We start from the raw sequence: 17,242 nt of genomic DNA on the forward strand, positions 1-17,242 counted from the left end.
TTTTTTATTTAATTGGGCAAGCGCCACCGGCACAATCGGTTTGATCAACGAGCTCAAGGTCCTTTTGATCATGATCCGCGTTTTGAACCGCAAAGACAGCTGCAACGGAACCATGAATTGCGGCACATTTTTGCTTGTAAGTTTTGACATCAATGGGTTCCTTAGGTGCCTGTTTGAAACCAGCACCTACGTAGGGCAACATCGACGTCGACTTAATGACATGGCGAAACTGAAAAAGCAAACCAGCAATTTGATCGGCTTCTTTTGGTTGGAAGGTGACCGTGCAACTGACCGCGTTGTCAGACCAGTACGTCTGCAAAAATGCTTGCGTGGCAATCTGTTCAGCAATTGACACCGTTCCGGCTGAGGCAAAGGCAGGATCATCAGCGTGGGCGGCGCGAATTGGGAATTCAACCACCATCGTGCCTTTCGTGTAAACATCTGGTTCAATGTGATAACCGCATGCCTGCAGAGCTGGCAACAACGGATCGTTGCCTTGGAACCGAATGCGCTGAATCAGATAACCAGCATAATGGAAATGCATCCCTTCTGAAACGCCGGCAAGTTTCGCCACCGTCCCTGAAGGTTTAACCGTTGTATGTTTTCGCGACGGTTCGCAGCCCAAAGCATCTGAGTAAGCCTGATCGGCATTGACCACAGTGTGATACAAGCCATCAACGGCTTGTTTAATTTCCGGATCGTAAATCGGTTTCTGGACCATTTTGCCAGTTTGCGGATCAACGACTGACTCAAACCCGCTCACAACCCGCCGGCCAAAGTCATTCAGGAACCAGTCTTGAATACCAGACATGGAAACACCGATACGCCGATTCTTCTTGATGATATCACGCGAAACCTGCCAGTCATAATGACTAAAGGTCACCCGCTTGGCGAATCGTGCTGCCAATGTGAAGGCCTGTTTCAGCTTCCATCCTTGCTCAACTGCAACAACTGGAAAGACTTCAAACAGATTGCAAGGTTCTCCATTGGCCAAGGAAATCTCACCACAAGGGTTGGTACCCTCAACATCAGGATCATTTTCCGCATTTTCGCCATCAGCAATCCGACCAAACCGCCGTGACAGTTCAAGATTCACAATCCCCGGTTCGCCATTTTTGGCAATGGCGTGGGCAATCGGCGAGTAAGCATCGAATTGTGTATTGATCGCAACACTATTGTTCGACGCCCAACGATGATGATAAAGCTGCTTTTGATCCTGCTTCATCGTGATAAAATCGTCATCGTCTGCTGAGCCGAGTGACATTTCAGCGGAGCGCCGAACATTGCCAGCAACGACTGTTTTACCGATCAAATTACCAATATCAGTCGCATCCACCGCCGTCAAGTGTTGGCCAACGCGAGCATTGAGCAACTTATTGATATCCAATAACATCTCAATCAATGGCATCGGTCCAGAGGCAGTACCGCCAAAACCGTGAATTCGTGCACCCTTTGGCCGAATGTTGGTGATATCTAAAACCAGTTTTGTCTGACCGCTTGGATTAGTCGCGGCAAAATGATGGTCGATCACTTTCGCGTTGGCTAACACCCAACCTTCTCGCGTATCTGGCAAGGCACAATGATCAGCCTGTTCACCGGCATGTGCTTTTTCCCACTCGTCACGGTCAACCGCACCCATTTTCAAAGAATCAGCATAACTCGCGCTATTGCGGCCAATCACAACCGTCAACTCAAGCTTGGTCGCAACAGGTGGCAGCTTTGCAATATTATCCTTTGTCACCGAAAACCCAACGCCGCCGCCCTTCATCAGTTCATCAAACATGAAGGAGTATGGCATCGACACAGCCGGCTGCGAGGCGGGATAATCTTCAGGCACAATGTGTGATTGGCCATAAGGTTGCGGGCGAATGGCGATGAACCAGCAATTGTTCAAGGCATCGCCATTGCGCTTTTGATAATCTGTTCCGGAAATCCACAAATTACGGCCTGAAGGTGTGCCCGCCAAACCATAAATCAGTTTAAAAAGATTCCGTGCTTCTTTTTGCAATGTTTCAACGACCTTGGGATCAGGATTCGCTGTATGTAGGCGCGGATCAAGGTTAATGTTACCTTCAACCACGCGCTTGACGGTTTCGTCCCAGTTTTCAGTGCGTTGAGCATCTGGCAGCCACCGAGCATAAGTACGTTTATAAGTGACCCAGCCAAGTTCACCCCAATGTGGTTTTATTTCTTTTTTAACCTCGGCAATAAAAGCTGGTGCCAAGGTGATTGGTTTCGTCATAACTTGCATATCCGTACCTCCTGTATACAAGATATGGTATATCCTCATGAAGCTTATATCAAGATATAGATTTAACAATAACAACTGGTTAGATGACGGTAACTGGTGGCCGACAGTGCGTTCGCCTTTTCCAGAAAATCCTGAGCAAATTAAAAAATCGTCAGAGCAAAAACGTCTCCGACGATTCCTATGTGTTCAAGTTAGAAAACCGGACCAACATATGGTCGAACCAGCACATGTGCTAAATCTAGCGTCTTGAGCTCGGCAATTTCTTGAACGAAACAAGTGATCGAGCCAGCTAACATCAGGTTCATTGGCATCTTGCCAACTTGAACGGCGACGATCGGCATATGATGCGCATAGGCGTACCCGATTTCAAAAGCCGTGCCAGGATCAGGCGTATCGCCAACATAATCTAGGATAGCCACCATGGTTGTCGCCTGATGCAAGCCTTGAATGTCTTCACCAAAGACCTGACGCTGCCAGCCTGGTGAATTTTCTTCCAATTTAGCTTTATTAGTATCATCGCGGGGTGAGAAAACACCGGTCACCGACTTGTTGACCTGCAATGCTGCCAAGACTTGATCAAGTCGCTTTGTTTGAGCCGCATCAAAGAATGGTGCGGCGACATAGATTTGTGCCATTTAGTTTCCTCCCACTTTTGTGACGTGACCAGCAGCACTAAAAATCACGCTGCCGCTGCCATAAATATTCAACAATGTCGTGATCGACAAGCCGATTTTCATGCAACAGGCTGTGTGCAGCCCGCGGGCCGCGGATCACGACCTCGGTATAATCTTTGATGCGGTCTTTGACCAAATAGCGAATTGCAAAACTGCTATTGATCGCCACTTCACCATCATGGCGGCCGCCAATTAGTAAATCGCCAGCGATATTCAGCCACCGCAGATTTGCCGGTAAATTACCAATTGTCTTTTGAAACTGTTGATAAATCGGTGCAGCATGTTCCGGCCCGGTGCGGGTCAACCGCCAATTTAAGATTGGTGATCGTTGCGCCACCTCTAAATCATTCATCGGCGCAGCAATCGTGACTAGATTGGCGACAGGCACTGTCGGCTTGCTCAAAAGATATAGGACAGCTGTGACACCACCCATCGAATGGCCGACAATGTTCACCTCTGCAAACGCCTGTTGCGTTTGCAACGCTGTGATCACCTTTTCCAAGCCATGCAACTGAGCTGCTGGACGCACCGCCTTATCTGTGAACAACACTTGAACTGCTGCATGATGATTTAGGTTAAGCTGCCCACGCAAATGCACCTTGCCATCTGGCGCAACAATCGCTACAACATCTTTGCTGAGTCCATAACGGCGCTGGAGCCGCCAGAGCATATGCCCAAACGAATAGCGTGTGCCAAGGTGCCCAGGAATAAACAAAGTAGGTACCGGATCCATCACCAGCGGAACCGGTTGATACCCCGGCCGTGCCAGCAACAAATAATCTGCCAGACCGCCTACAACCACGACAAGACCAATGGCCGCAACGATCCAGAACCAGCCGCTCATGAGCTAAGCCTACAGCTTGTCGACTTGATCGAAATCCAGTTCCGCGGTAACTTCGCGGTCGAACATTTCGGTGACAACTTTCAACTTCATCTTTTCCTTATCAACTGCCGTGACTTTACCGTGCATACCGGTGAAGGCACCATCAATAATCGTCACTGGTTCGCCAACATCGAATTCAACGTCATTGTGACGGGTACTCATACCCATAGAATGCAAAACATTGGCAACTTCTTCAGGCAATAGTGGTGCAGGCTTAGAGCCAGCGCCGTGAGAACCGACAAAGCCGGTCACACCCGGTGTGTTACGAACAACGAACCATGATTGATCAGTCATCACCATTTCAACCAACACGTAACCAGGGAAGGTCTTTTTCATTTCGATCTTCTCTTTACCATTCTTTTGTTCATGTTCTTCTTCTTCAGGCACAACCACACGGAAAATATAATCGTCCATGTTCATACTGCTAGTCCGCTGTTCAAGGTTGGTCTTCACCTTATTCTCGTAACCGGAATAAGTATGCAACACGTACCAGCGTTTTTCTGCCGATGTAACTGTTTCAGCCATAATGCGTCTCCTTTAAGTGTTTTGAGTCAAAATAAAAAACCGTCATCGAAGGCGGTTTTTGCACTGACAAGAGTATACCAAAAAATTGGCGGTTTGTCAGGCATCAGTATAGGAAAGCCTGAAAGATCATGTTAATGACCCAATCAACTGCCGCAAAATAAATGGCAAAGATAATGGAAGTCATGATGACGGTGAAGGTATCACGCCGCGTTTGCCGAGCAGTCGGCCAAGTGACGGCTTTCATTTCTGCGAAAACACTTTTGATAAATTTCATCATTCTGCTCCTTCCATGTTTACTTTGTCTCTTGATGGACCGTTACCCGGCCACAGTGTTTACAAAATTTTTTTAAGGTTAATCGTTCTGTTCGTTTTGGGTTTTCGGGAACAAAATAATTCCGTTGCCCACAAACCGAGCAAGCAAGTGCTACTTTCTTAGCTGTCATCATGTTCCCTCCAGTCACGTCCAATATCTTACCAAGATTATGGGGAGATGGCAAGCAGTGAGGGTGAGCCATAATTTCTTCGTAGAACTTGGGCTTCATTCAATCCCGAATAATCGTAGGAAGATCCTAGGCGAAAAGTTTTCTTGCCGTGCCAAACTCCGCAATCTTCGGCCAGCTGGGGTGGCGACGCGTAGCTAGAGCGGAGACAGCGCTTCGAGCCCACAAAGCCCGCGGTCTCGACGTCGCCTAACAACATCAGCTCCAAAGCCCGGTCGCTGTGTTGTTTGCACGGCTGAGCCCCATCTGGCCTACGATTGCTTCGCCTTGGCACTATGGTCTTTAAAATCGCAATCAATAATCCATGAGAAGTCAAAAAAGAATACCCAACCACAGCGTCAGCAACAACGTACCACCAACAGTTAATAATGATTGAATCGTGAAAATAAAGGTTTTATCTTTACTTGGCTTGCTTGTGTAACGGCGAGTATTATTGCGTACTAGCGGCCAAGTTGCTAGCACTAGCAGGCTCCAAAATGGTAACGCGCGGGTTAGGACACCTAGAATCAGCGCAGCGAAAGTGATGAACGGGATGAGGCGGTACCATTGCAAGGCGCGTTTGCGGCCTAGGAAGTATGGCAAGGTGAAGCGCTGATTTTTGATATCTTGATCCATGTCGGCAATGTTGTCAGCAAACATCACGGCGGCATTTAGAATGATAACTGGCAAAGCCGCGAGTAAAAGTTGCAGGAGCCAGCCTAGATCAAATGAAAAGGTGAAGGTGCGCCGTCCCAACATCAAATTAAGCGGACTTGGGGCGGGCATGTTGATCAGCACAGCAATGATGAAAGTACCATAACCTTCCACAAAACCGGCTAACAACTCACCCAGGGGCAGGCGGGACAAAGGAACCGGTCCAAAGGTATACAGAATAGCCACACCAACACCAATCGCGCCGATCACGAGCAGACTAAGGTTGGTGCGCATGACCAAAATGATGCCTAATATGACACTCACCAGCAAAATCACGATGGTCAAGGCGAGCATCCCCCACGGTGACAGGTGCTCACGGCCAATAATATTTTGCCGTTGCTGATAGCTTTGATCTTTGGCTTTAAAATAATCCTGAACATTGTTAAAACCAGTCACAAACAAGGCAATCGCTAACTGCGCAAGCCCATAGATCAGGCTGTTGACCCATGAAAATTGCTGAAATGCCCAGCCTGCATAGCTAATGCCCAGCACAAATGGCAACATGCTAGCCGCCTTAGCGGGTAATCGAATAAATTCCAGAAAAAGTGGCCAAGTTAACCGATGATATGGTTCGCTCATAGGATCGCCCCCATTCCCAAGCCCAAGACCAGTAAACCATTTTCAATAACGAGATTGATGACCGCAGTATGAAAAGTACGCTGTTTGCTGGGGTCACGAATGAATCGGTGGACATTTTTGATCACAAGCGGCCAAGCAAGTTCTATCACCAACGTCCAAGCTGGCAATGCACCAAAAATGACGCCAAAAATAATGGCTAAAAACCCAACATACGCCAGCAGCGCATACACGCGTGGCGACCACCAGCTACCCAAATACATCGGCAAAGTGTGCCGGTGATTACGCTGGTCCTCATCAAGATCCGACATGTTATTGGCTAACATAATATTAGCAATGGTTGCCATAGGCGTCACGCAAGCCAGCCCTAATGCAATGATGGCAATAAAGTCCCCGCGCAAGACAACATTCGGCCACCCAAGATCCAGTGCCAGCAATCGACCCGGTGCAATATTGACATACGTGGCAATCACTGGAATGCCCAGTCCCATAACGATACCAGAGAAGATTTCACCAAGCGGCAGCCGTGACAACGGTAACGGTCCCCATGTATACAAAATGCCAATGGCAAAACAGGCCATGCCCATCAATAATAGTAGCCAATCTGTCCGCCAAACCAGCACCAAGCCGATCAATGAGGCGACAATCAGCATACCGATAATCATTTTTTCTACCAGCTTGGGCGCTAAATTTGCCCGACCAATGATATTGGTGGTTGTTTGATAATGTGTATCTTTAGCCTTACGATAATCCATCAAATTGTTAAGTGCAGTGGTCATCATGTCAAAAAGCAGCATCGCCATAAAAAACAGGATCGTATTCACGGCATTAAAAGTGTGAAAATACGTCACCGCAAATAAAGTGCCAATCGCAAACGGCAAGATACTCGCAAGTTTCGTGCGAATTTCAACGAGCTCAAAAAATACCGACAACGGCATAAACTACCCCCTTATTTTTTTAACGTCGCAAGTGTATAGCCTGAATCCTTCAAAAGCTTAAACTTGTCCTTCAACCCTGAGCTGACATAAACCTTTTTATCTTTCGTAATAAAAATAGCATCGGCATACTTCAGCTTTTCAATATAGGCCATCCCACCAGCTAAGCCCTTGTCAAATGTTGCGGTTGACAAGGCATCGCCATCGACACTCTTTTTGGTCACAATGGAAACGCCCATTAAGTTATTGTCGAACGGATAGCCGGTTTTAGGATTCATCAAATGCATATAGATTTTCCCATCGACCTTGAGATACCGTTCATAAATACCAGAGGTCACGACCGTCATGTTGCTAGCTGGCAGTGTGCCGATAGCTGTCCCGCGCGGCTTCTTCGGATCTTGAATGCCGACGTTCCAATCTTTTTTCACATTCTTTGGGCTCTTGCCCATCACATAAATATTACCGCCCAAGTCGATGATCGCGGTGGTCACTTTCTTGGCCTTGAGGGTTTTAACAACTTCATCCGTAATAAACCCTTTTGCAATCCCGCCGAGATCAATCGCCATGCCCTTTTTCTTGAGATAAACGGTTTGCTTCTTGGCATTCAAAACCACATCCGGATAATGCACCAAAGGCAGACGCTCATCAATTTCACTTTGTGCTGGCTTTCGAGCATCCGCAAAGCCTATGTGCCAGAGACTGGTAATCGGACCGATTGCCAAATCAAAAGCACCCTCGGAATTTTCGCTGTAATGTTTGGCAGCAGCGATGACACGATAAACACTGGGGGTCACGTGCACAGGTTTGATGCCAGCATTTTTGTTAACCGCATCCACCTCTGATCCTTTTTGATTGACCGTCAACTCATCAGCCAATTGTTGGACGCGGGCAAACGCCGCATCCAAAGCACCTTGCTTGTCCTTGTCATAGATTTTCACCGTCACCACGGTTCCCATTAGAAACTGGGTATCCGAATACGGATCGCCTTCGACTAACGTGCGCTTTGCTGCCGTTTTGCCGGCACAGGCCGTTGCGACTAATGCCAGTAACATCAGCAGAACGACTACAAATCGTTTCTTCATCATTTTCCTCCAAACGTCCGCAGACTTTGAAACCTGCTCGCGCTCTGTCATTATATAGGGACTTTGCGGCATAAGAAAAGAACCTGTTCAAAAAAGTTCTGAACAAGTTCTTACTTGGTTGAGCAATCGTACTAGACCGATTGCATCACCGAACGTCACAAAAGTGTGACATCACATTAGTTGTTATAAACAATATTGTCGACTTCAATCTTGTTAGTGTTGCCATTTTGAGCAGCATTGACAAGTTGGTCAGCATACAAGATGAAGGTATCGGAACTGTGGGTCGCACCGGAAACAACATCAACCTTGGCTGGTGACTGTTTAGCAACCAGTGACTTATTCAGTTCAGGAATGTATTCCTTAGGGCCGACTTTGTTGACCTTCTTCATATTTGCTTCGTACTTCGTATCAAGCGTCTTGGACTTGCCATCTTTGTTGATGTTGTCGTAGTTGCTCTCTGTGATCTTGCCATCCTTAACTGTGATGGAGAAGGTGACACGATAACCGTTGAAGTAGTTCTTTTCTTCAAGTGTGTAGGTCCCGTCCTGCATCTTGCCGGTGTTGTTAACTTCGATTGTCTTTGTATCGCCAGCTTGTGCAGCTTGGATCAATTGCTGTGCATAGTTCTTAAAGGTCATACTGGAATCAGTCGCACCAGAGATAACATCAATAGCGCCAACGTTGGTTCCATTCTTTTGGAAGGACTTGTTCAATTCTGGGATGTATTCCTTCGGGCCAACTTTAACCTTGGCCTTCATTGCCTTTTCATAAGCGGCATCCTTTGTCTTGGACTTGCCGTCTTTGTCGACGTAATCATATTTAGTAGAAGTAATCTTGCCATCTTTAACGGTCATCGCCATTTGTACTTTATAGCCATGATCATAGCCGGTTTCATCCAACTTATAGGTGCCATCTTTCAGTGCACCGCCAGCAACCTGTTTCTGTGATGATGATTTCTTAACCACTTTGCTGCTAGATGCTTTACTGCTTGTTGAATTTTTACTGCTGGAACTACTGCTGCCACATGCACTTAAAACTAAAGCAGACAGTGCAACAACGGCTGTCCCCGTCACAACTTTACTTAACTTCATGACATTTACCCCTTTTGCAGTTAGTTACTGCGATATTGTGTTTTCAATCACATAATTAGTTTAGCTAGTCACTTAGAAAAAATCAACTTATTACGGGTATTATAAGCGCTTTCTCATTTTCTAATATCGCGACGTAGACCGGATTTCTGTGTTTTTTTACACAAAAATGTTCGGATTTAGAAAAAGACGTCCGGAACGTTAGACATTAAGTAAAATTAAAGGCTATAATGGCTTAGACACATACTTGTGAATAGTATGGTAAAGCAAATGGTAAGGAGTGTTATGCATGGCGAAAACCAATATCGTCGTGGTTGGCGCGGGGTTTGCCGGGGTATATGCGACAAAGCACCTGGCCAAGCACTACAAACGCAATAAAGACGTGACGATCACGCTGATCGATCGCCACTCGTACTTCACCTATGTCACTGAGCTGCATGAAATCGCAGCGGATCGTGTTCCGGAAGATGCGATTCAATATGATTTGCAGCGCCTGTTCAACCGGCGTAAGAACGTCAAGGTTGTGACAGATAACGTGACAGGCATTGATCGTGATAAGAAAGAAGTTGTCACGGAAAATGGCAGCTTCCCTTATGATTACGTGATCTTAGGCATCGGTTCGCAGCCAAATGACTTTGGCACACCGGGCGTTGCCGAACACGGTTTCACTTTGGGTAAGTGGGAAGACGCGATTCGGCTGAAGCGGCACATTGAAGATGTCGTTCGCCGCGGTTCTGAGGAACACGATCCAGCAAAACGCAAGGCATTGTTGTCCATTGTGATTGTTGGTTCCGGTTTTACTGGGACAGAAACAATCGGTGAACTGCGTGACTGGCGCGACACACTGGCAAAACAGTACAAACTTGATCCAAATGAAATCCAATTCAGCTTGATGGAAATGGCTCCGACCATTATGAACATGCTGGATCGTTCAGATGCCGATAAAGCTGAACGTTATATGGAAAAGCGTGGCATCAAGGTCATGAAGAACACTGGCGTTGTCGGTGTGCATGAAGACCATGTTGATTTGAAAGACGGCTCAACTTTCCCAACCTGCACCTTGGTATGGACGGCTGGGGTTAAGGCAACTGACCAAGCGAAGGACTTCGGTTTGAAGCAAGGCCGGGCTGGCCGGATCTTAGTAAAGAACAACATGGAATCCCAAGACGATCCAAGCATTTATGTTGTTGGGGATGTTTCCTTAGTTGATCAAGACGGTACTGGCAAAGGCCAACCGCAAATTGTTCAAGGTGCTGAAGCCACTGCGCTGACTGCTTTGACCAATATTGAAGCTAAGCTTGAAAACAAACAACAAGTTGAATACAAAGCGAACTATTCTGGCTTCATGGTCAGTCTCGGTTCTAAGTATGGCGTTGCTAACATCATGGGGTGGCTCCATCTTTCCGGCTTCTTTGCGATGTTGATGAAGCATTTGGTCAACATGCTCTACTTCATCCAAGTTTATTCCGGTTATTATTTATTCCAGTACTTCATGCACGAATTCTTCCGGACACGTAACGGCCGTAACATGTTCCGCGGCCATCTGTCTCGGCAAGGTAACGTTTTGTGGACACTTCCTGCCCGCCTCACGTTGGGTGCCATGTGGTTGATTGATTGCTGGCCAAAGATTCAAGGCAAGGAATCATGGTTCATTGATAAACTGCGTCTGCCGTTCACGTGGCTGCAGCCAGCCGCAACCAGTGGTGCTTCTGCTGCTGGTGCCGACGCAACCAGTGCAGCAACCGGCGCTGCTGCCGGTGCAGCAAAGGCAACGAAGACTGTCTTCTCACTGTCCTATCAGTATGGAAACGATCCAATGATGGTCTTTGAAAAGATGCCAAACTGGTACTACAGTATCACCAAGGCATTGATTCCAAATCAGCAAGTCGCCTTCTTTATGCAAAAAGCCATGACCATCATGGAAATCTTGATTGGCCTTGCATTGGTTGCCGGCCTGTTCACATGGTTGACCTCTGCAGCGACTATCGCCTTTGTCGGTGTCTTCTGCTTAAGCGGTATGTTCTACTGGGTTAACATCTGGATGATTCCAATGGCGTTCGCCTGCATGAATGGTTCTGGCCGGGCATTTGGGCTTGATAAGTGGGTTGTCCCTTATCTCCAGAAAGTCTTCGGTAAATGGCGTTACGGCACACCGCGATCCTTGTACGGTACCGACACGCTTAAATAACTGTCTACACAAAAGGCTCTGGGTGGACTTACCTAGAGTCTTTTTTCAAGAGCGGGAAGCTGTTGTGACCATCTTTTCCGGCCATAGCTGCTCCCCGTCCTTCGTGTTCAGGCGTAGCATAAACTGCATGCCATGAACATGAACTTATCCAGCGGTTTAGATTGGAGCACCAGCATGAAACAGCCCAGCACATTCAAACGTTATCTCAAAATGATTCGGCCTTTCGATTGGATCATCGTTGGCGGTCTGTTCCTTGCGGCCTTCATTCCTTATGTCATCTTTGCGGTACACGAGAATCAGCAGCAACAAGCTGAACCACAACGTGTGCTCACAGCTGTCGTCACGCATAACGGCCATGAGGTTTACCGCAAACGACTGACTGGCCATACCGGCACCAGTCGTTTCACCTACCGCGCTAAAGACGGCGATTGGAACAAAATCGAAGTTAAAGATGCAAGTGTCGCAATCACAGAAGCTAACTGTCAAGATCAGGTCTGTGTCCGGCGCGGACGCATCACCAAGCCTGGGCAAACCATCGTCTGCTTGCCGCATAAACTGCTCATCGAAATTAAAGCAAACAAAGGCGGCGGAAGTACAGGGGGTATGGTGACTGAATGAGCACGTATAAAGCTGACCGTACCCGACAATATATTTATATTGCCCTACTCTGCGCCCAAGGGGTCATTATTGGCCTCCTTGAACGCATGATTCCGTTCCCGTTCGCCTTTGCACCTGGGGCCAAACTAGGCTTAGCAAACCTGATTACCATCATTTCTCTGTTTACGATGTCGATCCCCGACAGTTTTATCCTAATGTGTCTACGTCTCTTGCTCACCACCCTACTTGGCGGCACGCTTTCAACATTCCTTTACAGCGGCGCTGGTGCCGTCTTGTCTTGGTTTGGCATGCTGCTCATCAAACAATTAGGTGAAAAACGCGTCAGCATGATCGGCATCTCGGCAGCCGGCGGCATTTTGCACAATGTTGGCCAGCTTTTAGTGGCATCGTTGATCGCCCAAAGCTGGACTGTCATGCTTTATCTGCCGGTACTTGCTTTTATGGGCATCCTTGCTGGCATCGCAGTCGGCATCGCAGCCAACTTTCTTTTTGAACACATCGATATCTTGCGGCGACTGCGCTACGACCGAACCAAGCGCCGCAAAAAAGGAGCTACACATGAAAATTCATCCCATGTGGCATGAATACCCAACGTTAGCGCCGGAGCTGGCTTCAGCGCTAGCCATGATCGAAAAACAGATCACGACCAACAACACACCGGTCGCCAAGGCAATCATGGAGATGATCAATGGCGGCGGCAAACTGTTGCGTCCCGCTTACTGTCTGCTTTTTTCACGGTTTCAAGACGTTGATCGCGAGAAGATGATCGCCTTGGCAGCGGCCATTGAAACCCTGCACACAGCGACCTTGATTCACGATGACATCATTGACAAATCGCCCACCCGCCGCAATCAGGTCACCATCCAGAAGCAATTCGGGCCAGACACAGCGGTCTATGCCGGCGACTACCTTTTCGTTGTCTGCTTCAAGTTACTGTCGCATTATGCGTCAAGCTTACGCAGCATTCAGCAAGACAGCGGCAGCATGGAAAAGATTCTTAAAGGTGAACTGGATCAAATGGCCACTCGCTACCAAACCAAGATTACCATCGACGACTATCTTAAACAGGTTTCCGGTAAGACTGGACAACTTTTCGCCCTCAGTTGCTTCATCGGTGCCTACGAAAGCGGCAGCAGTCCCACCTTTGCTAAAAACGCTGAAAAAATCGGCATGAACATTGGGATTGCTTTCCAACTACTAGATGACATCCTCGATTACACCAGTGATGACGACACTCTCGGTAAACCAGTGTGCGAAGATGTTCGCAGTGGCGTCTACTCTGCACCCTTGATCCTGGCCATGCAACGCAATCGGCAAGCTTTCTTGCCACTGCTAGCAAAAAAAGATCAGATCACCGATGCGGAAATGAATGAACTGCGCCAGCTCGTCATCCACCATCAAGGCGTTGAGCAAGCTTACGCCATGGCTCAGAAACGAACTGAACAGGCCATCGCCGGTTTGCAAAAACTACCAGCAGGCGCTGCGCAGGATGATTTGATTCGCTTGACGCAGAGCTTGTTGAATCGGAAAGCTTAATTGAACTGGCGTGATTGTAGCTGACGGATCGTAATTCCTGTACTGGACTCGTAACTCATTAGAATCCGCGTAATCTAGTAAAGGTCTAAACTATAGAATCCTTTGCCGTGCCAAACTCCGCAATCTCCGGCCAGATGGGTGGCGACGCGAAGCTAGAGCGGTGACGGCGCTTCGAGCCCAAAGCCCGGTCTCGAAGTCGCCTAACAACATCAGCTCCAAGCCCGGTCGCTGTGTTGTTTGCACGGCTGAGCCCCATCTGGCCTACGATTGCTCCGCCTTGGCACTGACGTCTTTAAAGCTGTCTTAGTAATTTAAATTTATCCATGCAGAAACAAAAAAGGCACAGCCAAAAATAGTTGCTCTTTGCTAGCAGCATACTTTTGACTGTGCCTTTTTAATTTTGTTGGATGAATGGCTTGCCGTCAGCCATTTTCCCCATACTTAAGATAAAGCCCTTCGCCATTGGTCACTTATCCAAACGGTGGCTGGCAGCGCGACCACATACACGACCAAATCAAATGAGGTAAAGTGCGTGTCATAGAGCTTAAAAAGATAAACGCTCGTTACCCCAAGTAATATTAGTTTGTGCTGCCAAAACCATCGAAGGGTTTTTCTTCATGAGTGAACCTCATTTTGACTGTCTGACTCGCTTTGGTTATCTATGAAACCGATAACCATCACCGTTTGACATTATTGATTGTCGCCGTCGTGCTTTTCTCGTTGTGCCATAAAATAGGTGTAAGCAACCTGCAACGCCCAGATAATAGTTAGAAATACAGCCAAGATCACCGTTATGAAAACACTGCCTGATGTCCATGCAATCAATGCAATGGCCAGCACCCCAAAAGGAAACATCCACAAGGTCCGACGAAGCTTGCCACGATAACTCATCGCCAAGTAATTGAAGCCTCGATCCTTATTTTTATTTTCCACTAGTGAACCCCCTCTCGCTGAAAAGATCGGTTACAAATAAGAGCTTTTGCTAAAATTGGCTCTCAGCATAGCATGATTGATTTTTACAGACAACTTTTGATTTACACTAGTAGCAAAAAGACAAGACGCCTCAGCCTTCAATAGGCCGTACGCCTTGCCTTTATAACAATTCCATCACTTATGGGTCTGCGCTGCGACTTCTTTGCCAAACTCGGTTTGATCAAAATGATCGATGATGTCCTTAAGCTCAGCGTATCGCAGACTGGCGCCGAACAATGGACTACCTGGTTCAGTCATGATGCCGTCTGCTAAGTTATTGTGCACAACGGTATCAAATCCCATATGATCGACAAAAGCCGCCACAGTGGCAACCGCGTCGGGATCGTTGCCGGTCACAAACAGTGCTTTGCGTTTAGGATCGCCTTTGGGCCGCGCCTCTTCTTGCAAATTGTGATAGCCCATATGATTGAATGCCTTGACGATCTTGGCATCTTTGAAATAGGTCTGAACTTGTTCACTGGAAGTCGTACTTGGGTCTAAGACTTCTTCGCGAATGCCATCTGTTTCCCACCAGTAGTTCATCGCATCAATCACCAACTTGCCCTTCAGCAAGTCGGCATCAATGTTCTTGTAACGACTGAGTGGAATTGCTAACAAGATAATGTCACTGTTAGCAACAACATCAGCATTTTCGGACGCAATTGCGCCAGGAACGAGTGTTTTAATGGTTAAGGCAATTTTTTTGACTGATCCCGAACCGGAAATACGTACTGTATAGCCGGCATCTAAAGCTAGACCGGCAAGGACAATACCGACTTTTCCGGCACCGATGATACCGACGCGTTGAATAGCCATCATTTCACCGCCGCCTTTTCTGCCAGAATTTCCTTGACCCGCGGGATGACTTTCGTGCCATATAGCTCAATCATTCGTTCACGTTGTGCCGCCGTTTGATTACCAGCCCCGTAAACAAGATCAAACCGGCCGAGATCAAGCAAGTCAATGGTCGCCGCCATGCGTCGGGCCACGGTCTCTGGATCGCCCACGTAGAAAGAGCCGACCTTGGTTTCGCCTTCAAACTGTTCACGACTCATCGGCGCCCACCCACGCGTTAAGCCAATGCGATCAAAATTGGCTTTGATATTTTTAAACGCAACTTCAACGGCTTCGTCTTCGTCATCGGCAATGAAGCCGTGGGAATGGACGGCAATCGGAAATTCCGGTTTGCCGAGTTCCTTGGCCGCCGCGTGATATAACTCGATATACGGCTTGAACCGGCTCGCCTGACCACCGATGATTGCGATGATCACTTTGTAGCCAAAATTGACAGCACGAATCACCGATTCCGGCGAACCGCCGATGCCAATGTAAGTTTCGAGTTTGCCGTTTTCGGTTTTAGGATAGACTTCCTGATTTTTCAAAGCAGCTCGGAATTTGCCCGACCAAGTAACCGCCTTTTCATTGCGCAAAGCATCATACAACCCCAGTTTCTCGTTGAACAAGTCGTCATAATCGGTTAAATCATAGCCAAATAACGGGAAGGATTCAGTAAATGAACCCCGGCCCAACATGACTTGTGCTCGCCCATTGGACAGTGCATCCAAGGTCGCAAATCGCTCATAAACTCGTACAGGATCATCGGAACTCAGCACAGTCACTGCTGTTGCAAGTTTAACCTGTTTGGTGACCGCCGAAATAGCCGCCAAAACCGTTTCCGGGCTTGACACACTATAATCTGGTCGATGATGCTCACCAACACCAAAAACATCAATGCCCAAGTCGTCGGCCAGCTTCCCCTCGTGCACAATTTGCCGAATAGAAGCTGCTGCAGTTTGCAAGCTGCCGTCTTCATTTGCCACGATGTCACCAAAAGTTTCCAGTCCAAATTGTAAATGCTCAATATCTACCATCGAAAAGCCTCCCAACCGATAATGCTTACTTTTTGTAAGTTGATGATATTATCATAGGCTTTTTTAAGATGCATGGCAACCTTTTGGAGGGTGACCAGTCACACGATCAAATATAGGATTAAGCCGGCTATAGAAAAGTGACTTCCAAGTTGAGGAGAAGCCTGCAGTCACCAAAGCAATGCGAACCAATACATCCCATTAATACCGGCATTTTCTCATTTGATAAATCTCACCTGCGATACTGCTGTTAGCGTCTTGTCATCAACAAGAAGGCAACAACCCTAAACACGAATATACCGGCCTACTGGTTACGTTTCTGGCTCCCCAAATGATATTAAGAGCGCGCTCACAAGACACACTTACCGTCTCTCTGCGGTATGCGTTTCGAATGCTTCAGATATCGGTAAAAACAAGTTTGACTCTATCTTCACAAGTCGTTCATTTCGTGATAGCTTATTGATTAACCAAGCAGTCTTCCATTGATCACAACGAAGGAGCAAATTCATGAATCTACCTCAACGGCAACATGAATTTTTGTTGACCCCCAATGCTAATCTGCACATGCGTCCCTTAACATACTGTCTTTTAAGTACACTTCTATTCGGGCTTCCCTTTAGTGCCTTCATGAGTATGCTCATCTCCTACAGAAGACTTTGGGCAGTTCTTTCAGTTGTCGTCATATGTCTCATGATCTTCCTTGCCAGCATTATTACAGTCATTTCAAACGCCAAAAAAGAGACTTTGCCAAGCCTCTTTAAAACAAAACGGCGATGGTTAATCCAATTACTAGGAGCCCTTGTAGAAGCTGCTTTGTTTCTTTTCATAAAATTTTTAACTAGCCAATGAAGCA

18 protein-coding genes and 1 pseudogene are annotated in these 17,242 nt (G+C 47.3%); 5 read left to right on the forward strand and 14 right to left on the reverse strand.

All coding sequences use genetic code 11. The features are described 5' to 3' along the window. Positions 1–4: 4 nt before the first annotated feature. The 11 genes and pseudogenes from nrdJ to pplA all read right to left on the reverse strand — a co-directional run bounded on the left by nrdJ (position 5) and on the right by pplA (position 9,210). The gene (nrdJ, locus tag AC07KQ_RS11075; protein WP_013245995.1) at positions 5–2,251 is read right to left on the reverse strand and encodes a ribonucleoside-triphosphate reductase, adenosylcobalamin-dependent; all 2,247 of its coding nucleotides are present in this window, start codon (positions 2,249–2,251) and stop codon (positions 5–7) included. A gap of 191 nt (positions 2,252–2,442) precedes the next feature. Then, entirely contained in the window at positions 2,443–2,886 is a 444-nt protein-coding gene (locus tag AC07KQ_RS11080) for a nucleoside 2-deoxyribosyltransferase (RefSeq protein ID WP_003580735.1), read from the reverse strand. Positions 2,887–2,923: 37 nt separating this feature from the next. Beyond that, entirely contained in the window at positions 2,924–3,769 is an 846-nt protein-coding gene (locus AC07KQ_RS11085; protein ID WP_003580738.1) for an alpha/beta fold hydrolase, read from the reverse strand. Positions 3,770–3,778: 9 nt separating this feature from the next. After that, the gene (gene nusG, locus AC07KQ_RS11090; RefSeq protein WP_003567176.1) at positions 3,779–4,333 is read right to left on the reverse strand and encodes a transcription termination/antitermination protein NusG; all 555 of its coding nucleotides are present in this window, start codon (positions 4,331–4,333) and stop codon (positions 3,779–3,781) included. 103 nt (positions 4,334–4,436) lie between these two features. Continuing rightward, positions 4,437–4,607, reverse strand: coding sequence for a preprotein translocase subunit SecE (gene secE, locus AC07KQ_RS11095; protein ID WP_003567177.1), 171 nt, complete (start codon positions 4,605–4,607; stop codon positions 4,437–4,439). 19 nt (positions 4,608–4,626) lie between these two features. Further along, a complete protein-coding gene (rpmG, locus tag AC07KQ_RS11100) occupies positions 4,627–4,776 on the reverse strand; it encodes a 50S ribosomal protein L33 (protein WP_003571356.1) in 150 nt (49 codons plus the stop codon). A 126-nt stretch (positions 4,777–4,902) separates the two neighbouring features. Continuing rightward, a pseudogene (locus AC07KQ_RS11105) lies at positions 4,903–5,107 on the reverse strand (hypothetical protein). A 38-nt stretch (positions 5,108–5,145) separates the two neighbouring features. Further along, positions 5,146–6,105: a UbiA family prenyltransferase gene (locus tag AC07KQ_RS11110; RefSeq protein ID WP_003580741.1), complete on the reverse strand. Its 960-nt coding sequence runs from the start codon at positions 6,103–6,105 to the stop codon at positions 5,146–5,148. Then, positions 6,102–7,040 carry a 1,4-dihydroxy-2-naphthoate polyprenyltransferase gene (locus AC07KQ_RS11115; RefSeq protein ID WP_003580744.1) on the reverse strand — a complete coding sequence of 313 codons (939 nt, stop codon included), beginning with the start codon at positions 7,038–7,040 and terminating at the stop codon, positions 6,102–6,104. Before AC07KQ_RS11115 ends, AC07KQ_RS11110 begins: the two co-directional genes overlap by 4 nt. A gap of 11 nt (positions 7,041–7,051) precedes the next feature. Beyond that, positions 7,052–8,119, reverse strand: coding sequence for an FAD:protein FMN transferase (locus AC07KQ_RS11120; RefSeq protein WP_003580746.1), 1,068 nt, complete (start codon positions 8,117–8,119; stop codon positions 7,052–7,054). Between the two features lie 176 nt (positions 8,120–8,295). After that, positions 8,296–9,210: an extracellular electron transfer flavoprotein PplA gene (gene pplA, locus AC07KQ_RS11125; RefSeq protein ID WP_003567187.1), complete on the reverse strand. Its 915-nt coding sequence runs from the start codon at positions 9,208–9,210 to the stop codon at positions 8,296–8,298. Between the two features lie 286 nt (positions 9,211–9,496). Between pplA and AC07KQ_RS11130 the strand changes: the two genes are divergently transcribed. From AC07KQ_RS11130 to AC07KQ_RS11145, 4 genes are all read left to right on the forward strand, one after another. Further along, a complete protein-coding gene (locus AC07KQ_RS11130; RefSeq protein WP_003567189.1) occupies positions 9,497–11,395 on the forward strand; it encodes an NAD(P)/FAD-dependent oxidoreductase in 1,899 nt (632 codons plus the stop codon). A 174-nt stretch (positions 11,396–11,569) separates the two neighbouring features. Continuing rightward, positions 11,570–12,013, forward strand: coding sequence for a NusG domain II-containing protein (locus AC07KQ_RS11135; RefSeq protein ID WP_480156562.1), 444 nt, complete (start codon positions 11,570–11,572; stop codon positions 12,011–12,013). Next, a complete protein-coding gene (locus AC07KQ_RS11140; RefSeq protein WP_003567195.1) occupies positions 12,010–12,597 on the forward strand; it encodes a Gx transporter family protein in 588 nt (195 codons plus the stop codon). Before AC07KQ_RS11135 ends, AC07KQ_RS11140 begins: the two co-directional genes overlap by 4 nt. Further along, on the forward strand, positions 12,572–13,549 hold the full coding sequence (locus tag AC07KQ_RS11145; RefSeq protein WP_003571366.1) for a polyprenyl synthetase family protein: 978 nt from the start codon (positions 12,572–12,574) through the stop codon (positions 13,547–13,549). The genes AC07KQ_RS11140 and AC07KQ_RS11145 overlap by 26 nt, the downstream gene beginning before the upstream one ends. A 690-nt stretch (positions 13,550–14,239) precedes the next feature. Here AC07KQ_RS11145 and AC07KQ_RS11150 read toward each other — a convergent pair. The 3 genes from AC07KQ_RS11150 to AC07KQ_RS11160 all read right to left on the reverse strand — a co-directional run bounded on the left by AC07KQ_RS11150 (position 14,240) and on the right by AC07KQ_RS11160 (position 16,392). Beyond that, positions 14,240–14,482 (reverse strand): hypothetical protein, encoded by a 243-nt coding sequence (locus AC07KQ_RS11150; protein WP_003571368.1) that lies wholly within the window; start codon positions 14,480–14,482, stop codon positions 14,240–14,242. A 174-nt stretch (positions 14,483–14,656) separates the two neighbouring features. Continuing rightward, entirely contained in the window at positions 14,657–15,340 is a 684-nt protein-coding gene (locus AC07KQ_RS11155; protein ID WP_003607189.1) for an NADPH-dependent F420 reductase, read from the reverse strand. Continuing rightward, positions 15,337–16,392 carry an LLM class flavin-dependent oxidoreductase gene (locus tag AC07KQ_RS11160; RefSeq protein ID WP_016386663.1) on the reverse strand — a complete coding sequence of 352 codons (1,056 nt, stop codon included), beginning with the start codon at positions 16,390–16,392 and terminating at the stop codon, positions 15,337–15,339. The genes AC07KQ_RS11155 and AC07KQ_RS11160 overlap by 4 nt, the downstream gene beginning before the upstream one ends. Before the next feature lie 504 nt (positions 16,393–16,896). Here AC07KQ_RS11160 and AC07KQ_RS11165 point away from each other — a divergent pair. Then, a complete protein-coding gene (locus tag AC07KQ_RS11165) occupies positions 16,897–17,238 on the forward strand; it encodes a hypothetical protein (RefSeq protein WP_013246000.1) in 342 nt (113 codons plus the stop codon). Positions 17,239–17,242: the final 4 nt, after the last annotated feature.

This window comes from Lacticaseibacillus sp. YLM2-1, from assembly GCF_056583465.1.